General features: G+C 60.1%; 15 protein-coding genes. 6 read left to right on the forward strand and 9 right to left on the reverse strand.

The window, feature by feature from the left end; genetic code table 11:
- The first annotated feature begins 3 nt into the window (after positions 1-3).
- Positions 4-624 carry a DMSO/selenate family reductase complex B subunit gene (locus tag ACL2XG_RS01900; RefSeq protein ID WP_413723023.1) on the forward strand — a complete coding sequence of 207 codons (621 nt, stop codon included), beginning with the start codon at positions 4-6 and terminating at the stop codon, positions 622-624.
- 1 nt (position 625) lies between these two features.
- Positions 626-1,486: a DmsC/YnfH family molybdoenzyme membrane anchor subunit gene (locus tag ACL2XG_RS01905; protein ID WP_413723022.1), complete on the forward strand. Its 861-nt coding sequence runs from the start codon at positions 626-628 to the stop codon at positions 1,484-1,486.
- Positions 1,487-1,611: 125 nt separating this feature from the next.
- Here the strand turns inward: ACL2XG_RS01905 and ACL2XG_RS01910 are convergent, their stop codons facing one another.
- Positions 1,612-2,412, reverse strand: coding sequence for an inositol monophosphatase family protein (locus tag ACL2XG_RS01910; protein ID WP_413723021.1), 801 nt, complete (start codon positions 2,410-2,412; stop codon positions 1,612-1,614).
- Positions 2,413-2,655: 243 nt separating this feature from the next.
- On the opposite strand from ACL2XG_RS01910, the gene ACL2XG_RS01915 reads away from it, so the two are divergent.
- A complete protein-coding gene (locus ACL2XG_RS01915; protein WP_410014720.1) occupies positions 2,656-2,982 on the forward strand; it encodes an NIPSNAP family protein in 327 nt (108 codons plus the stop codon).
- A gap of 105 nt (positions 2,983-3,087) precedes the next feature.
- On the opposite strand, the gene ACL2XG_RS01920 is transcribed toward ACL2XG_RS01915, so the two are convergent.
- The 4 genes from ACL2XG_RS01920 to ACL2XG_RS01935 all read right to left on the reverse strand — a co-directional run bounded on the left by ACL2XG_RS01920 (position 3,088) and on the right by ACL2XG_RS01935 (position 6,880).
- Entirely contained in the window at positions 3,088-3,942 is an 855-nt protein-coding gene (locus ACL2XG_RS01920; RefSeq protein WP_413723020.1) for a LysR family transcriptional regulator, read from the reverse strand.
- A 101-nt stretch (positions 3,943-4,043) separates the two neighbouring features.
- Complete coding sequence (locus ACL2XG_RS01925; protein ID WP_413723019.1) at positions 4,044-4,760, reverse strand: DUF554 domain-containing protein; 717 nt, start codon at positions 4,758-4,760, stop codon at positions 4,044-4,046.
- Positions 4,761-4,793: 33 nt separating this feature from the next.
- Positions 4,794-5,369, reverse strand: coding sequence for a UbiX family flavin prenyltransferase (locus ACL2XG_RS01930; protein ID WP_410014723.1), 576 nt, complete (start codon positions 5,367-5,369; stop codon positions 4,794-4,796).
- A gap of 14 nt (positions 5,370-5,383) precedes the next feature.
- Positions 5,384-6,880, reverse strand: coding sequence for a UbiD family decarboxylase (locus ACL2XG_RS01935; RefSeq protein ID WP_410014724.1), 1,497 nt, complete (start codon positions 6,878-6,880; stop codon positions 5,384-5,386).
- A gap of 232 nt (positions 6,881-7,112) precedes the next feature.
- On the opposite strand from ACL2XG_RS01935, the gene yghX reads away from it, so the two are divergent.
- Positions 7,113-8,000, forward strand: a complete 888-nt coding sequence (gene yghX, locus ACL2XG_RS01940) for a YghX family hydrolase (protein ID WP_413723018.1) — start codon at positions 7,113-7,115, stop codon at positions 7,998-8,000.
- A 33-nt stretch (positions 8,001-8,033) separates the two neighbouring features.
- Here yghX and ddlA read toward each other — a convergent pair whose 3' ends face one another.
- From ddlA to ACL2XG_RS01960, 4 genes are all read right to left on the reverse strand, one after another.
- Positions 8,034-9,146, reverse strand: a complete 1,113-nt coding sequence (gene ddlA / locus ACL2XG_RS01945) for a D-alanine--D-alanine ligase (RefSeq protein WP_413723017.1) — start codon at positions 9,144-9,146, stop codon at positions 8,034-8,036.
- Positions 9,147-9,320: 174 nt separating this feature from the next.
- Entirely contained in the window at positions 9,321-10,715 is a 1,395-nt protein-coding gene (gene cycA / locus ACL2XG_RS01950; RefSeq protein WP_413723016.1) for a D-serine/D-alanine/glycine transporter, read from the reverse strand.
- Between the two features lie 147 nt (positions 10,716-10,862).
- Entirely contained in the window at positions 10,863-11,894 is a 1,032-nt protein-coding gene (locus ACL2XG_RS01955; RefSeq protein WP_413723015.1) for an AI-2E family transporter, read from the reverse strand.
- Between the two features lie 146 nt (positions 11,895-12,040).
- Positions 12,041-13,111, reverse strand: a complete 1,071-nt coding sequence (locus ACL2XG_RS01960; protein ID WP_413723014.1) for a LacI family DNA-binding transcriptional regulator — start codon at positions 13,109-13,111, stop codon at positions 12,041-12,043.
- 282 nt (positions 13,112-13,393) lie between these two features.
- Here ACL2XG_RS01960 and ACL2XG_RS01965 point away from each other — a divergent pair, with 282 nt between their 5' ends.
- Both ACL2XG_RS01965 and ACL2XG_RS01970 read left to right on the forward strand, forming a co-directional pair.
- Positions 13,394-14,698, forward strand: coding sequence for an MFS transporter (locus tag ACL2XG_RS01965; protein WP_413723013.1), 1,305 nt, complete (start codon positions 13,394-13,396; stop codon positions 14,696-14,698).
- A 20-nt stretch (positions 14,699-14,718) separates the two neighbouring features.
- On the forward strand, positions 14,719-17,085 hold the full coding sequence (locus tag ACL2XG_RS01970) for a TIM-barrel domain-containing protein (protein WP_413723012.1): 2,367 nt from the start codon (positions 14,719-14,721) through the stop codon (positions 17,083-17,085).
- The last annotated feature ends 191 nt before the right edge of the window (positions 17,086-17,276 follow it).

Raw genomic sequence — 17,276 nt, forward strand, 5'->3', positions numbered from 1 at the left:
TCCATGTCGACACAATATGGATTTTATATTGATTCAAGTCGTTGCACTGGCTGCAAGACCTGCGAAATGGCCTGCAAAGACTATAAAAATCTGGCGCCGGACGTCAGTTTTCGCCGCATTTATGAATATGCCGGCGGCACATGGCGGCAGGAAGCGGACGGCAGCTGGCAGCAGAACGTCTTTAGCTATTATCTCTCCATTGCCTGTAATCATTGCGAGGATCCGGCCTGCGTCAAGGTCTGCCCGAGCGGGGCCATGCATAAGCGCGATGACGGCCTGGTGGTGGTTAACGAGGATGTCTGCATCGGCTGCCGCTACTGCGCCATGGCCTGTCCCTACGGCGCGCCGCAGTATAATGAGGCGAAAGGGCATATGACCAAGTGCGATGGCTGCCAGGAGCGTTTGGCCGTCGGTCTGAAACCGGTCTGTGTCGAATCCTGTCCCTTGCGGGCGCTCGACTTCGGTCCCATTGAGGATCTGCGCCGGCAACACGGTACGCTGGCCCAGCTGGCGCCGTTGCCGCAGGCTCGCTACACCAAGCCTAACATTGTGCTTAAGCCTAACGCCAATAGCCGTCCTTGCGACGATACCACCGGCTATCTGGCTAATCCGAGGGAGGTGTAATATGGGTACGGGATGGCAGGAATGGCCCCTGATTTGGTTTACGGTGCTGGGGCAGTGTGTGGTGGGCGGGTTTATCGTCATGGGGCTGGCGCGGATGGCCGGCCATTACGATGCCGGGCAGCATCTGCGGCTGCATCGCTGGATGAGCGTTCTCTGGCTGCTGATGGGCCTGGCGTTTCTGGCGTCGGTGCTGCACCTGGGCACGCCGCTGCGGGCGCTTAATTCGCTCAATCGGCTGGGTTCGTCGGGACTCAGTAATGAAATCGCCGCCGGGTCGCTGTTTTTCGCCGCGGGCGGCCTCTACTGGCTGCTGACGGTGACCGGCAGGATGCCGCGCGCGCTGGGCAAGGCGTGGCTGGGTCTTGCCATGGCGCTGGGCCTGGTATTTGTCTATGCCATGACCCGGGTTTACCGGATTGATACCGTACCCACCTGGAATAACGGCTATACCGCGCTGAATTTCTTTCTGACGGTGCTCATCGGCGGGCCGCTGCTGGGCGCGCTATTGCTGCGGGCCGCCGGGATCGAGATCCGCCGCCGCCGGATGCTGGTTACGCTTAGCATCGCGGCGTTGCTTGTCAGTATGGGGGCTGCCGTCATGCAGGCGGCCGGACTGGCGGCAATACAGAGTTCAGTGCAGCAGTCCGCCGCGCTGGTGCCCTGGTACGGCGAACTGATGGCGCTGCGGCTGGCGCTGGTCGTCCTTGGCCTGGGCTGCTGGGTCTGGCCGATGCTGCGGCGCGTCAACAGCGGCGTCGCCGGTCTGGCGCTGGGTTTTGCCTTGGTGGTGGCGGGAGAACTGGTGGCCCGCGGGGTATTTTATGGATTGCATATGACCGTCGGCATGGCTGTTGCCGGTTAGCGTGCAAAACGGCTTATTCGGCCGGGGTGCTGCATTCCCGCCAGGCGAATGCGCACGCTACCCTTAGGCCGTCATCGCCGATACCCGTTTCATGAGCTGGGCGTGCCGCGCTGGCGCCCATCGCCTCAGGACTGATCAATAAGCGCCAGCAATTGCCGATAAACGGCCGGATTGGCCATCAGCACCGCATTACCGTTCATCAACCCCTGGTTATGCATAAAATCATTCGTCACGCCGCCGGCCTCGCGCACCATAACGATGCCCGGCAGGCTGTCCCAGGCGTTCATATGGGGTTCGTAATAGCCGATCAGCCGGCCGGCCGCCACATAGGACGTCATCAACGCGCCGGACCCGTTGCGGATAAACATGCCGCCGGCGCGCAGCAGGTTGCCGATAAAAGGCGTAAACACCCCGGGGGCGACCCGGCCCGAGGTCCCCACGCCCACCAGGCCGTCGCGCACCGCTTGGCCGCCGTGTACCCGCAGCGGCGTATCGTTGACAAAGGCGCCTTTGCCGGCGCAGGCGTGGAAGATTTCATCGTGGTTGGGATCGCAGACCACGCCGATGATGGGTTCGCCCTGGATAACCACCCCGATGGCAACGCACCAGGTATGCAGTCCGTTGAGAAAAGCGCTGGTGCCGTCTATCGGATCGACCACCCAGGTACAAGACGCGGTTTGGCCGCCGCCGGTTTCCTCGCCGAGAAAGCCATCCTGCGGGAACCTGGCGGTGATGGCCTGGTGGATAAGGGCCTCCACGGCGCGGTCGGCAATGCTGACCACATCCTGCAAATCCCCGCCCTTATGCTCCACGTCCAGCCGGTGGCGCTGCTGATAAAAGGCAAACGCGCGGCGGGCGCCGGTTTTCGCCAGTTCACAGGCAAAACGGTAGCGTTCGTCAATATCCTGCTGAGTGACTATGTCCATTTCCGCCTCAATATTATTATCTCGTCTCTCGTCGTCTACCGGCCCTTGCCGGGCGGCGGGGCTGGCAGCAATGATGATATACGCAGGCGCATCACATCACATCCAGATGACGGCAATATGACCCGCGGGATGTCCTGACCCTTTACCGGCCGGCGCATTTGCCCGATGATGTCATCCCCGGTTGCGATTCGCCGGCGCTACCCGCTACCGCCGCCGGGGAAACCCCTCTAACGGAGAAAATACATGATTGTTGAGATGCGTGTTTATCATTGCCTTCCCGGCCGCCTGCCGGCACTTCAGGACCGCTTTAGGAATACCACGCTGGCTTTATTTGCCCAGTACGGTATCGAGCCGATAGGTTTCTGGACCACCCTCATCGGCCCCAGCAACCATAGCCTGACCTATTTGCTGAAGTGGGACAGCCTGGCCGATCGCGAGGTCCGCTGGAGCGCCTTCCAGGCGGATACGGCGTGGATAGCCAAGCGTACGGCCAGCGAGGCGGATAAACCTATTGTCGAACGTATTGAAAATTCCTTTTTAACGCCAACGGACTTTTCCGCTCTTCGCTGACAAGACGACACTCCGGCCCGGTGCGGATTAACATGCGCAGTTTATGCGGTCCGTGCCGGGCTGGCCGCGGAAAGGAGTGCCGGCGGCGGTGAGCGCTATAAAGAATCAGGGAATAAGAGAATTTTTGGCGGTATTCAGTGTGACGATAGCGGGTTGATAGATTTGGATATCCTGGATGATGTCGAAGGAGAAATACTGTCCGTCCCGGCTGGGGACAAACTCTGAATCAGGTATAAACGCCGCGCCCTCCAGACCCGCATTGAGCAGATCCAGAATCAGCCGCGGCTCGGACACCTTCATCAGGATATTCACTTCCTCAATCTCCGCGTAGAGTTTATTCAGCAAGAATTCATAGGTTCCCTCGCCGTCGATACGGTGATGCAATATCAGCGGCAGCTTGCCGATGTCGGATAAATTAACGCGCTTGCCGGCGAACGGGCGGGAAAATGAGGCTGATAATACGGCGATAAGTTTTACCGGCGCCAGTTCGCGCACATAAAAAGAGCTGCATTCCCTGGGGCTTTGGATCAGCGCGATATCCAGCGCCTTTTGCGCCAATAACGCTTCAAGATGGCTGGAATCTGAGACCAGTACGTTAATATCCCAGTCAGGCTGCCGCTGGTAAAAATCCAGCAGGGTTTGGTTAAAATAACGCAAATACAAATAGGATACGCCGATTTTGACCACTCTTTTTTGCCGGGTGGCGATAGCGATGGTCTGTTTTTTCAGCGCGTTAACCTGGCTTAACACCTCGCAGGAATGGCGGTAAAGAAAGGCGCCCGCCTCGGTGAGCAGCATTTTTTTCGGGGTGCGGATAAACAGCGGCGAACCGATTTCCGCCTCCAGCTCGTGCAGCCTTTTGCCCAGCGGCGGTTGGGCGATATTCAGCAGCATGGCCGCCTTGCTGATCGATCCCTGCTCGGCGATAGCGCAAAAATACCGCAGCCTTTTCAGGTCCATTCTACTCTCCCGGTGCCCCCTGACGTGAGCACAGCATAACAGTAAATCCCGGTACCGCTAAGATGCGCCGCGGTATTTGCGTCAGGGGGATGGCCTGGCGATCAGTGAATAAACAGGGTCCAGAAATGGGAAATGGGCAGCACCAGCACCAGCGCCGGTAAGAGATTTCCCACCGGGAACGATTTAATGCCGGCAATACGAAACCCGGTGGCCAGCATGATAAATCCGCCGGCGGCGGTAAAGTCGCCCATCATTTCAGGGGTGGTGTGCGGCATAATCAGCACGGCGGCCGAGGCGATGCACAGCTGGATAACTAACTGCGGCACGGCAATCAGAGCGACGGCGTAACCCAGCACGGTGGCGAAAATCGCCGCGGTGAATATATCCATGATGGATTTAACGAACAGGATATTGGCGTCGTGGGTCATGCCTTCGGTCATGGCGCCGATAATACCGGTGCCGCTGGCGCAAAACAGCACCAGGATCGCCACGAATTTTTCGGTGAATACCGCCGGATCCAGCTTGCCGTCATCCGCTGAAAAACGATTGGCAATGCCTTTGGCGATATTACCCATCATGCCGATACGTCTTTCCAGATAAACCAGCTCGCCGATGGCCGCGCCCACGATAAGCGATAATATCACCACCGGCAGGCTGTGGATTTTGACAATAAGCGCGATACCCAGCCCCATGGAGGAGAGACCGAAGGTCAGCGGTAAGGCAATGCGCAGCCGCTCGGGGATTTTGTCGCCAAAAAATGCGCCGACAATACCGCCCGCCAAAACGGCGCAGCCGTTGACGAATGGACCAATTAACATCAATTATTCCTTAGAATGAAGACTATTTCCGCATCAGCCGCGCGGGATTTCGCCCCAGCGTTTAAGATTGCCGACGTCCAGACCGAATAAATCCAGCGCGCGGGCGGCGCTGTGACGGACGATATCGTCCACGCTTTGCGGGGCCTGGTAAAAGGCGGGAACGGGAGGGAATATTATCCCGCCCATTTCCGTTACCGATTGCATGTTTTTCAGATGGGTAAGATGCAGGGGGGTTTCCCTGACCATCAGCACCAGCCTGCGCCGCTCTTTTAAAATCACATCGGCGGCCCGGGTCAGAAGATTGCCGGCCAGTCCATGGGCAATCGCGGCGAGACTGTTCATTGAACAGGGCGCGATTATCATGCCGAGCGTTGTAAACGAGCCGCTGGCTATCGCGGCGCCCAGATTGGTTACGCTGTGCACTTCATCCGCCAGTTTCACCACCTCCTGGCGCTCATAGGTCGTTTCGAGCGCCCTGGTGGCTTCCGCTCCTTTGCTGATGACCAGATGCACTTCAATATCCTGTTCATGTAGCAGCTCCAGCACTTTCATGCCGTACTGGAACCCGGAAGCCCCGCTGATGCCTACGATAATGCGCCGCTTACTCATCTTAACAACTCGGTTTATTTAAAATCAGGCAGAAATTTCCGCACGTCGACTTTTTTGAATTTGGAACGGACAAAGTGCGATTTCAGATGAAAGGGTACCGTGCAGTCAAAAATGGTTTTACAGGATACGCCCTGCTGCGAAATGCTCGGGCTGTATTCCGGCACCTGCGACGGGTCCAGGGGGTGGCAACGCACGCCGGGGATAAAGATGGTATCGACGTCGCCCTGATAGCGGGTCTGCATCGCCCACAGGATATCGTCGGTATCAAAGATATCGACATCCTCATCGACCAGGATGACGTGCTTGAGTTCCGAAAACGCGGCGAAGGCCAGCAGCGCCGCCTGCCGTTGCCGGCCTTCGTCAACCGGCGAGGCTTTTTTGCATTGCAGCACCGCCAGCAGCTTGCCGCCGCCGGAGGTGTGGGCATGCACGTTCAGCACCCGCCCCGGCATGGCCCGTTCAATCATATCCAGGATACTGGCCTCGGTGGGAATGCCCGCCATGCTGACATGCTCGCCGCTGGGACCGAGGGTGGTTTGCAGGATCGGGTGTTTTCGGTAGGTGACCGCCTTGACCTTGATAACCGGCAGCGCCGCCTTGGCTTCGCCGGTATAACCGGGGAATTCGGGCATGGCTTTACCGGTATGGGTGTTCTGGTCTTCCCGCACGCGTACGTTGGGCAACAGTTCGCCTTCGATAACAATTTCGGCGTGCGCGATGGCGCGCTCGTCGATGGTCAGGCAATTGACCAGCTCGACGGCTTTGCCGCGCAGCGCGCCGGCGATACTGAGTTCGTTAAAGCCAAGCGGGGTGGTGGGCGGCTCGAAGCAGGCGGCGATTTCGATGGCGGGATCGACGCCGATGCTGATGGAAATCGGCAGCGCCTGTCCCAGCCGTTCGGCTTTTTCACGGAAGGCGTCGATATGCCGGCCCGGCGTCAGCCACATGGACAGTTCGTCGCGGCTTTGAATGCAAAGACGATGAATGGTGATATCGGATTGTTTGGTTTCCGGGTCGGAGGCGTAGCATAACCCCATGGTGAAATACGGGCCGGCATCCTCTTCGGTATTGGTCGGCGCCGGTAATAATGTCCGCAGGTCAAACGCCGGATCCGAGGCGAGATGGACCACTTCCTGGCATACCGCCTTTTCCTTGCCGACCACGACCGGCGCTATGGCGTTGGCTACCGATTCCTTTAACAGGAAACCCAATCTTTCCGGTGCGCAGTTAAGCAGATGGCCCACGCGTTCGCGGGTAGACATCAGGCCGGTCACCACGCGCACGCCGGGGAATCCCTTAATGGTATTGAACATCATCGCCGGCCCTTTGCGTGTCGGGCGCTGGCAGGTGCCGCCCGCGCCGACGTAGCGATAGACGCCGGATAATTCAGCCTCGGGATCGACCTCGACATCGGTGCTGACGAATTCACCGGCAATCGTTTCCAGCAGGGCGATGGCCGACCGGAGATCCTGTACGGGTTGCCGATCGGTGTTAGGGTTCTGTTCTGACATTTTTCCTCCGAAAAGACAGTGATATACATCCTGCGAAGACTATATCCCCGGCCACGTAATGGATAAAGTACCGTTTATATTCAGCCGGTAAACCTTTTTGGTTTAGATAAGCTCATGAAAAAACACGCCGCAGCGTATTTCCCGCTCTCCCGCCATGACCGCGGAAACCCGTTTCGTTTGCGGTTGCGGATCTGCTAGATTAATTCGTGTCCAGGATGAAAGGAGCGATATCATGACCCGTCTTACCGCTAACGATTTTGATCCGCAGCTGCTTGAGCTGTATGACTATTACGTCCATGGCAAGATCACCAAGCGTCAATTCCTGGTCAAGGCGGCGCACTTCGCCGTCGGCGGTTTGACCGCCGCCGGCATACTGTCCTTGCTCAGCCCCAATTATGCGCTTGCCCAGCAGGTTGAATTTACCGACCCGGATATCGCCGCGGAATATATTACCTACCCGTCGCCCAACGGCCACGGCCAGGTGCGCGCTTACCGGGTGCGTCCCGCGGCGGCCAGGGAGCCGGTGGCGGGGGTGGTGGTAGTACATGAGAACCGCGGGCTCAATCCGTATATCGAGGATGTGGCCAGGCGCGTCGCCAAGGCGGGATTCGTGGCCCTCGCCCCCGATGGACTCAGCTCCGTCGGCGGTTATCCCGGCAATGACGACAAAGGCCGCGAACTGCAGCAGCAGGTGGATCCCACCAAACTGATGAATGATTTTTTCGCCGCCATTGAGTATCTGATGGGGCGCGGGCAAACCAACGGCAAGGTGGGCATCACCGGTTTTTGCTACGGCGGCGGGGTGGCCAACGCGGCGGCCGTGGCCTATCCCGAGCTTGGCGCCGCCGTGCCTTTTTACGGCCGGCAGCCGAAACCGGAGGACGTGCCGCGCATCAAGGCGCCGCTGCTCTTGCATTATGCCGGGCTCGATACCCCCATTACCTCGGGCTGGCCCGCTTATGAGACGGCGCTGAAAGACGCCGGCAAGACCTATGAGGCCTATATTTACCCCGGCGTGAACCACGGATTCCATAACGATTCCACGCCGCGCTATGACCAGGCGGCCGCCGATCTCGCCTGGCAACGCACCATCGCCTGGTTCCGGCGTTATCTGGCGTAACCGCGGCGGGCCTGATGCCGCGCCAGCGGCCTCTTAAGCTCCGGGGGCGTCGAGGTGGGTGCTTTTCAGCTGGTTATCCTGCTGATGGCGTTCGAGCGCCAGCGTGATCAACCGGGTGATAAGCTCGGCATAGCCGATGCCGCTCGCCTGCCATAATTTCGGGTACATGCTGATATTGGTAAAGCCGGGCAGGGTATTGACTTCGTTGACAATGGCGTCGCCGGCGGCGGTGAGGAACAGGTCCACCCGGGCCATGCCCTGGCACTCCAGCGCCTGGTAGGCCTTGACGGCCATGGCGCGGATGCGCTCGTTGACCAGGGCGGGGATATCGGCGGGGATCGCCACCGTCGCGCCCTGTTCGTTGATATATTTGGTTTCGTAACTGTAAAACGCGTCGCTGAGAATAATTTCTCCGCAGCCGCTGGCCTGCGGCTGGTCATTGCCCAATACCGCGCATTCGATCTCGCGCCCGGTAATGGCCGCCTCCACCACCACCTTATGGTCATAGCGGAATGCCAGTTGCACCGCGTGGTTGAATCCGGCTTCGTCGGCCACTTTGCTGACGCCGATGGAGGATCCCTGGTTGGCCGGCTTGATAAACAGCGGCAGCCCGAGCCGGGCGCTGACCGAGGCGAAATCATGGCTGGCGCTATTGGCCCGGGTCAGGGTCACAAATGGCGCCACCGGCAGGCCGGCATCGCGCAGCAGACGTTTGGCGATGTCTTTATCCATGCAGAGCGCCGATCCCAGCACGCCGCTGCCGACAAACGGAATATTGGCCATGCGCAGCAGGCCCTGTAACGAGCCGTCCTCGCCGAGCGTGCCGTGGACAATGGGAAAAATCACGTCCATCTGCGCCAGCGCGCTGGCGTTACGGCTTTCGATAAGCTGATGGCTCGCCTGTCCGGGCACCAGCGCCACGCCGGTATGGGACGGGTTCAGGGCGATACGGGCCGGATTGTCCTGATGGAGCAGGTAATCCGAGGCATCGTTAACGTGCCAGATGCCCTGTTTATCGATGCCCAACAGGGTCACATCAAATTTTTCACGGTCGATATTGTCAACAATGTTTTTCGCCGATTGCAAAGAGACCTCATGCTCGGCCGATTTCCCGCCAAAAATGACGCCTACCCGAATCTTTTTCATCTGTTGATCCTTATGGTTGCCTGCTTTTATTGGCAGGCCACTGTCGTCTGGCTGGCGTGCGCCGGCAAACCCATGGGTGTTGCCGTCCCGTCCGACCACATTATCACCGATGCCGCACCTTGCGCCAGATGCCGGCGCCGGGGCCGCCGGGCAACCGCTGACGGCGCCCTGGCCTCAGGCCGCATTTTTGCCGCGCAGCCGCCAGCCGGCGGCGAGAAGAATAAACCACAGCGGCGTGACCATCAGCGCCGCGCGGGTATCCTCCTGCAGCGTCAGCAACACCAGCACAAACAGGAAGAAGGCCATGCAAACCCAGCACATCACCTTGCCCAGCGGCATTTTAAAGCGCGACTGCCGATGGCGCTCGGGATACCGTTTCCGATAGGCCAGGTAAGAGCAGAGAATAATGGTCCAGACAAACATAAACAGAATGGCGGATACCGTGGTCACCAGGGTAAATACCGTCATCACGTTCGGGATCAGGTAGATCAGCGCCACGCCGATAAGCAGGCACAGGCAGGAGAACACCAGGCCGTTGGTCGGCACGGCGCGACGCGATAGCAGCGCGAAACGCCGGTGGGCCACGCCCTGTTCCGCCAGGCCGTACAGCATGCGGCTGGTGGAAAACATGCCGCTGTTGGCCGAGGAGGCCGCGGAGGTGAGCACCACAAAATTCACCACGCTGGCGGCGGCGGGCAGGCCGGTCAGCATAAACATCGACACAAACGGGCTGTGGTCCGGCGCCACGCTGTCCCAGGGCGTTACCGCCATAATGGCCATCAGCGCCAGCACGTAAAACATAATCACCCGCAGGGGGATGGCGTTGATGGCGCGCGGCAATACGGTGTGGGGGTCGCGGGTTTCCGCCGCGGTGGTGCCGACCAGTTCAATCCCGACAAAGGCGAATACCGCAATTTGGAACCCGGCGAAAAAACCGTCGAGACCTTTGGGAAACAGGCCGCCGTGCTGCCAGAGATTCGCAATGGATGCCGTGCCGCCGGCGGGCGAGTGGTAGTGCATCGCCGCCAGCAGCGCGCCGGCCGCGATCAGGGCGACGATGGCGATGATCTTGACCAGGGCGAACCAGAATTCCAGCTCGCCGAACAGCCGCACGGTGGCGATATTCAGCGAAAAGAACACCGCGACGCACAGCAGGGCGCTCATCCAGATGGAGAAGCCGGGAAACCACAGCTGAAAATAGGCGCTGATGGCCACCACGTCGGCAATGCCGGTCACCACCCAGCAGAACCAGTAGGTCCAGCCGGTAAAGTAACCCGCCCAGGGGCCGAGCAGGTCGGCGGCGAAATCGCTGAAAGATTTATAGGCCAGGTTGGAGAGCAGCAGCTCGCCCATCGCGCGCATCACGAAAAACAGCATAAAACCGATAATCAGATAAACGAAAATGATCGAGGGCCCGGCCAGGCTGATGGTTTTGCCGGAACCCATAAACAGGCCGGTGCCAATGGCGCCGCCGATGGCGATCAGCTGGATATGGCGGTTATTCAGGCTGCGTTGCAGCGTATCCGCAGGCGCTTGCGTTGCCGGGCTCTGTGTAGAATGTTCAACCATATAGACCTATTCCTGTCAGTGATGTTGTGTCGGCTCTGCCGGCCGATAGCTGTGAAAGGGGAACCGTTTCGCGGGGCATAAGATAAAGTAATAATGAGGCGGGGGGGTAATGGTTTTTTATTGCGGCGCCGGGGGCTTTTGACCGGCTCAGCGCTTCGCACCCATCATAAAGGCCAGTTTACGGCCGCCGCGGGTCTGTTCCAGCGCCAGTTTAACCGACAGGGTCAGCGGCACCGCCAGCAGCACGCCGGTCATGCCCAGCAGTCCGTCCCATACCACCAGGGAGATGATCACGGTGCTGGTGGTCATATCCAGCTTACGTCCGATGATGTAGGGCTCCAGCATGCATCCCAACAGCAGGTTCAGCGCCAGGAACACCATCAGCACCGCCGCGCCCGCGCCGGCGCCGTTAAAGATAAACGCCTGGATGACCGGCGGTATCGCGGCCAGCACCGAGCCGATGACCGGGATAAAATTCAGCAGGCAGGCCAGCGCGCTCCAGATAAAGGCGAACTTGACCTGCAGCAGCAGGAGGGCGCCCCAGATAATCAGGCCGCTGACCAGGCTGGAGAGCGTTTTTATCGCCAGGTAATGACTGACGAAGCCGATGCCCTGGCGCATGGCCGCCATGCCCGGCGATGAGGCGTGCAGCAGGCGCTGGCTTTTCGCCACCAGGGCGGGCACTTCGATAAGCATAAACAGCACCATCAGGAACACCACCAGTACCGTCGACAGAATGTCCGAAATCCGGCCGAGGGTACGGGTGGCCATCCGCAGCAGCTGGCCCGGGTCGAGATAGGTCATGACGTCGTCCGGCGTCAGCGTGACCCCGGCGCGCGCCAGCGGGGCCAGTCCGGCGGACAGGGGACCGGACAGCAGGCCGCCCGCCTGGCTGCTCATCTGGTTGAGTTCCGGCAGGGCGTCCATGATGTTGAGCAACGTGAACAGCAGCGCGATGAGCAGGCCGCCGCTCAGCAGCGCCACCCCCGCCAGCCGCGGCAGGCCCAGGCGTGTCATCAGGCCGATCAGCGGCTCCAGGACAATCGCCAGAAACAGCGCCAGCAGCAGCGGTACGATAACCGGGGCGGCCAGATGCACGCCCGCCAGCACAATCACCACGCAGGCCAGCAGGCGCAACACGTCAGTCAGGGCTATTTGCTGTTTATCATGAAGGGTCATGCGGTGTGCTCCCGGAGTGCGCCATCGTTGCCGCCGCGCCATGTCGCCGGCATGGAATCCGGCCAATATAGCGCGGGAAACCGGCATTTGCCGTGACGGCCGTCCACCGGTTTTCACTTCATATTGAAAGGGAATGCGGCTGAAGGTTAATCATACAAACCGTCGCGTTGCACGGCGGAATGGTTTTTATTGTCGCGGATGCGGCGCACGGAATCCCTGATCATCAATGTGCCGTTCAGCAGCAGATTGCCCACCGGCGCGTCGGGACACAACAGCCGCTGCTGCAGCGTCCTGACGGCCTCCACGCCCAGTTCGTCGCGCGGCACGTGCACCGACGTCAGCGGGATATCATGGATCGCCGCCAGGTTAAAACCGTCCATGCTCATCACCGACACATCCTGCGGCACGCGCAGGCCGGCCTGGCGCAGGGCGTTGACGGCGCCCACCGCCATAAAATCCCCGCCGGCCAGAATGGCGCTCGGGCGCTGCGCCGGCGGGCAGCGGCGGATAAAATCCCCCAGCGCCCGTTCCGACTCCGCGGTACCGAACCCTTGCACCACCAGCTGATGGCGCTCTTCGTCAAAGGGCAGGTTATGGGCATGCCAGGCTTCGCGTATCCCGTTCATACGCAGTTCCATGGTGTAACGCCGCAGGCATTGCAGGGTCAGGATATTACGGTGTCCCTGCTCAAAGAGGTATTGGGCGGAAAATTCGCCAATCAGCTGGTGATGCGGCGATACCGAGGGCAGGCGCATGCGGCGATCGTAACAGTTAATCAGTACGCAGGGTTTATGCAGTTCGGCCGCCAGGGTATGGATGCGGTCATCATCAATGCCGACCAGCAGCGCCGCTTCCGTCTGCGGCTGGTTCATCCTGGCGAGGAACAGGGCGGCGTCGCTGTCGTTCTCGTCCAACGCGCAGTAGCGCAGCCGCACCTCATGCTGCTCCAGCGCCCGGCTTATTCCCTGGATCACCTTGTAATAAAAAATATCGGTACGCACGTCGAACGCCCGCGGCGGGGCAAACACCAGCAAACTGTTCAACAGCAACCGGCCGGTGGACAAATTATTCATGACCCCCTCCAGCCGGGCGGCCTGTAGTACGCGGGACCGGGCCGCGGGACTGGTATTGGCTTTGCCCGCCAGCACCCGGGAAACGGTACTGATGGACAGTCCCGTTTCCCGGGCGATATCGGTGATTTTCAACTTTCCTTTCATTTTGTGATCGCCTTCAAATTAGCAAATGAAAAAATTTTCATAACGCCTTCGGCAGCGTCCCCGGGCCTCCCGGCGCAGAGAGGCGCCGGATTCACTATCTCATGAAAATCTTTGCAAAAAATGGCCTCGACCCGCGTTTTGGGCTCTTTTACTGTCGGGCGATGGTCACGTTTTACGTCTGGACGCGGGCGGTGTGAATGAGGGTAATCCGATGGACGGCAAGCCGGCGGAACGCGCAGCGTCTCCCGCCTCGCGCCCGCCGTTCGCAACCTGGGGTAAATCATGAATCTTGAAGGCCATACCAAAGCGCTTTCCCTGGCGGGTAAACGGGTAGTGCGAAATTTACGCTGGTGGATGCTGGCCCTGTTCCTGCTTGGGGTCACCGTTAACTACATCACGCGCAACGCGCTGGGGATCCTGGCGCCCGAGCTAAAAGCCAGTCTGCATATGACCACCGAACAGTATTCGTGGATCATCGCCGCCTTCCAACTGGCCTATACGGTGTTCCAACCGTTTTGCGGCTGGCTGATTGATGTGATTGGTTTAAAAATGGGGTTTTTCGTTTGCGCCCTGATCTGGTCGGTCATGTGCCTGCTGCACGCCGGGGCGGGGAGTTGGGTGCAATTGGCCATCCTGCGCTTTTTTATGGGCGCGTCGGAAGCGGCGGCCACACCCGCCAACGCCAAGGCGATTGGCGACTGGTTTCCTAAAAAAGAACGTCCCGTGGCGGCGGGTTGGGCCGGCGTCGGGTTTTCCATCGGCGCCATGCTGGCGCCGCCGATCATTTATCTGGCGCACGCCAGCTTCGGCTGGCACGGCGCCTTTTTTCTCTCCGGCGGCCTTGGCCTGCTATGGGCGGGCATATGGTGGTGGCTTTACCACTCGCCCGCGACCCATCCCAATCTGGGCGAGGATGAGCGCGGGTTTATCGGCCAGGACCATGATCCCGACCCGGTCCGGCAGCCGTTCTGGCAAGCGCTGAAAACCATTGCCCGGCTCAAGCGTTTCTACGGTATCGCCATTCCGGCCTTCCTGGCCGAACCGGCCTGGGGCGTGCTGAGTTTTTGGGTGCCGCTCTACCTGGCCAACGAACGCGGCATGGAACTGAAACAGATTGTGCTGTTCGCCTGGCTGCCGTTTCTCGCCGCCGATTTAGGCAGTATCGCCAGCGGTTATCTTACCCGCCTGTATATTCGCTGGTTTGGCTGCACGCGCATCAATTCGATCGTCGCCAGTTCCATCACCGGCGCTTTTCTGATGCTGTCGCTGGCGTTGATGACGCTGGTGCAAACCCCCTGGCTGGCCATCCTGCTGATTTCCATTGGCGGTTTCGGCCATCAGGTGATCTCCTGCATGCTCAGCGCCCTGGTGGTGGAATCTTTCGATAAGGGCCAGATGGCGACGGTGAACGGCATGCGCGGTTCCTGCGCGTGGATCGCCAGTTTTCTTTTTTCATTAATTATCGGCGTCACCGCCGATACCATCGGCTTTAACCCGCTCTTTGTCGCCATGGGTTTTTTTGACCTGATCGGCGCTATTTTCCTGGTGATGTTTATTGCCGAACGGCGCGTTGGCGCGCCGGTATGACGTAGAGGAAGCAACAAATTATGAAGACGTTGAAACAGTGGCAACTGAACCGGCAAACCGACCACTTTATTGAGCTTAGCGTGGACGGCGCGCATCTTTTCCGCCTGTATGTGCTGGAAAACGGCCTGTTCCGCGTGCTGATCAAAAAGGGCGGGGAGCTGGCGCTCGATCGCACCTGGAGCATCGCGCCGCAGCGGGATGTCCCCTGGGAAGGGCGGGATCGCGAATATATCGATGATTTTGCCTTGCCCGCCTTCGAGCTTGAGCATTGCGACAAGTCCCTGCGCCTGAGCACCGACCGGGTGAGGGTAACGGTGCACCAGCCGCTGTGGCTGGAATGGGAATACCGGATAGCGCCGGGCGGCTGGCTGCCGCTGGCCTGCGATCGTCCCACCGGCGCGTATTTGCTTAACGCCCATGGCGACGGCGCGGAGCATTATCAGCGCCGGTATGGGCAGGACCGTTATTACGGCCTGGGCGAAAAGGCGGGCGATCTTAATCGCCTCGGCAAGCGCTATGAAATGCGCAATCTCGACGCCATGGGGTATAACGCGGCGTCCACCGACCCGCTGTATAAGCATATCCCGTTCACCATCACGCAGCGTGGCGACGCCAGCTTCGGCCTGTTCTACGATAATCTCAGCAACAGCTGGTTTGATTTAGGCAACGAGCTGGATAATTACCATCCGGCCTATCGGCGCTATCGCGCCGAGGCGGGGGATCTGGACTATTATCTGTTTCTGGGCCCGCGCGTGCTGGACGTCACCAAGGCTTTGGTGCGGCTGACGGGCAAAACGGCGTTCGGCCCCAAATGGAGCCTTGGCTACAGCGGGTCGACCATGCATTACACCGACGCCCCGGACGCCCAGCAGCAACTGCTGGCTTTTATCGCCTTATGCCGCGAACATGCCATTCCCTGCGATTCGTTCCAGCTGTCGTCCGGCTATACCTCCATTCACGACAAACGCTATGTTTTCAACTGGAACCGGGAAAAGTTTCCGCGCCCGCGGGAGATGACGCAGGCGTTTCACCAGGCGGGGATCAAGCTGGCCGCCAATATCAAACCCTGCCTGCTGCGGGATCATCCCCAGTATGCCGCGGCGGCGGAGCAGGGTCTGTTTATCCGCGATTCTCAGCATGACGGCCCGGCGAACTCGCTATTTTGGGACGACGAGGGCGCCAATCTCGATTTTACCAACCCGCGTACCCTGGCCTGGTGGCAGGAAAATGTCACCCGGCAACTGCTGGAGGTCGGCATCGACGCCACCTGGAACGACAATAACGAATATGAACTGTGGGACGGCGAGGCGCGCTGCCAGGGGTTTGGCCGTGAAATCGCCATTAAACATATCCGCCCGGTCATGCCGCTGCTGATGATGCGCGCCTCTCTGGCCGCCCAGCAGCGGTTCGCGCCGCAAAAGCGGCCGTATCTGATTTCCCGCTCGGGCTGCGCCGGCATGCAGCGTTATGTCCAGACCTGGAGCGGCGATAACCGCACCAGCTGGCAAACGCTGCGGTTTAATACCCGTATGGGGCTGGGCATGAGCCTGTCCGGGCTTTATAACATCGGCCATGATGTCGGCGGTTTCGCCGGCGACAAGCCGGATGCGGAGCTGTTTGTGCGCTGGGTGCAAAACGGCGTGATGCATCCGCGTTTTACCATCCACTCCTGGAATGATGACGGCACGGTCAACGAACCCTGGATGTACCCGTCGTCGACGGCCATGGTGCGCTCGGCCATCCGCCTGCGCTATCGCCTGATGCCCTATCTGTATACCCTGTTCTGGCAGGCGTGCAGCGAGGACGAACCTATGCTGCGCCCGACGTTTCTCGATCATGAGCACGATGAGCGCACCTTTGCCGAAACCGATGATTTTATGCTGGGGCGCGATCTCCTGGTCGCGAGCGTCGTGGAGCCGGGCGCGCGTAAAAGGCGGGTCTACCTGCCGGACAACACCGCCGGCTGGTATGACTGGCACAGCGGACAATGGTTTGCCGGCGGCCAGGATATCGTCCTGGACGCGCCGCTGGAGCGCCTGCCGATGCTGGTGCGGGCCGGGGCCGCCATTGCGCTTTCCGGCTGTTATCAGTGCCAGGATCCCACCCTGGATGATGAACGCCGCCTGGCGCTGTTTCCCCTGCCGGGGACAGAGGAAAGTTCGGGAATGCTGTACGAGGATGACGGCGAAAGTTTCGCCTGGCGGGACGGGCATGCGCTCTGGCTGGAATGGGATATGCAGGCCGGTCCCGGCCGGGTGGATATCCGGTTCCGGCGGCGCGGCGATTACCGGCCGGCCTGGCGCGAGCTGGTCCTGCAACTGCCCGCAGGCGATACGCGCGCGCTGTATATCGACGGCGCGCGCACCACCCGATACCTGCTGGCCTAGGCCGGCGACGCCTGCAGGTTGGGACGGCGCGTTCGCCCCGTGTCAGCCGCCCGGCAGGTCCCGGCTTTTTATCCGCTGAACGGGCCAGGCCTCATGGCGACGGCGCCGCGGGCCTGGCGCGCATCAGCGCCATGCGGCCTGGCCGCCTGCTCTTATGCCGCTTTTCGCCGTTCGCGCGGGTGTCACTGGTA

The organism is Sodalis sp. RH24 (assembly GCF_047324145.1).
Taxonomy (GTDB): domain Bacteria; phylum Pseudomonadota; class Gammaproteobacteria; order Enterobacterales; family Enterobacteriaceae; genus Acerihabitans.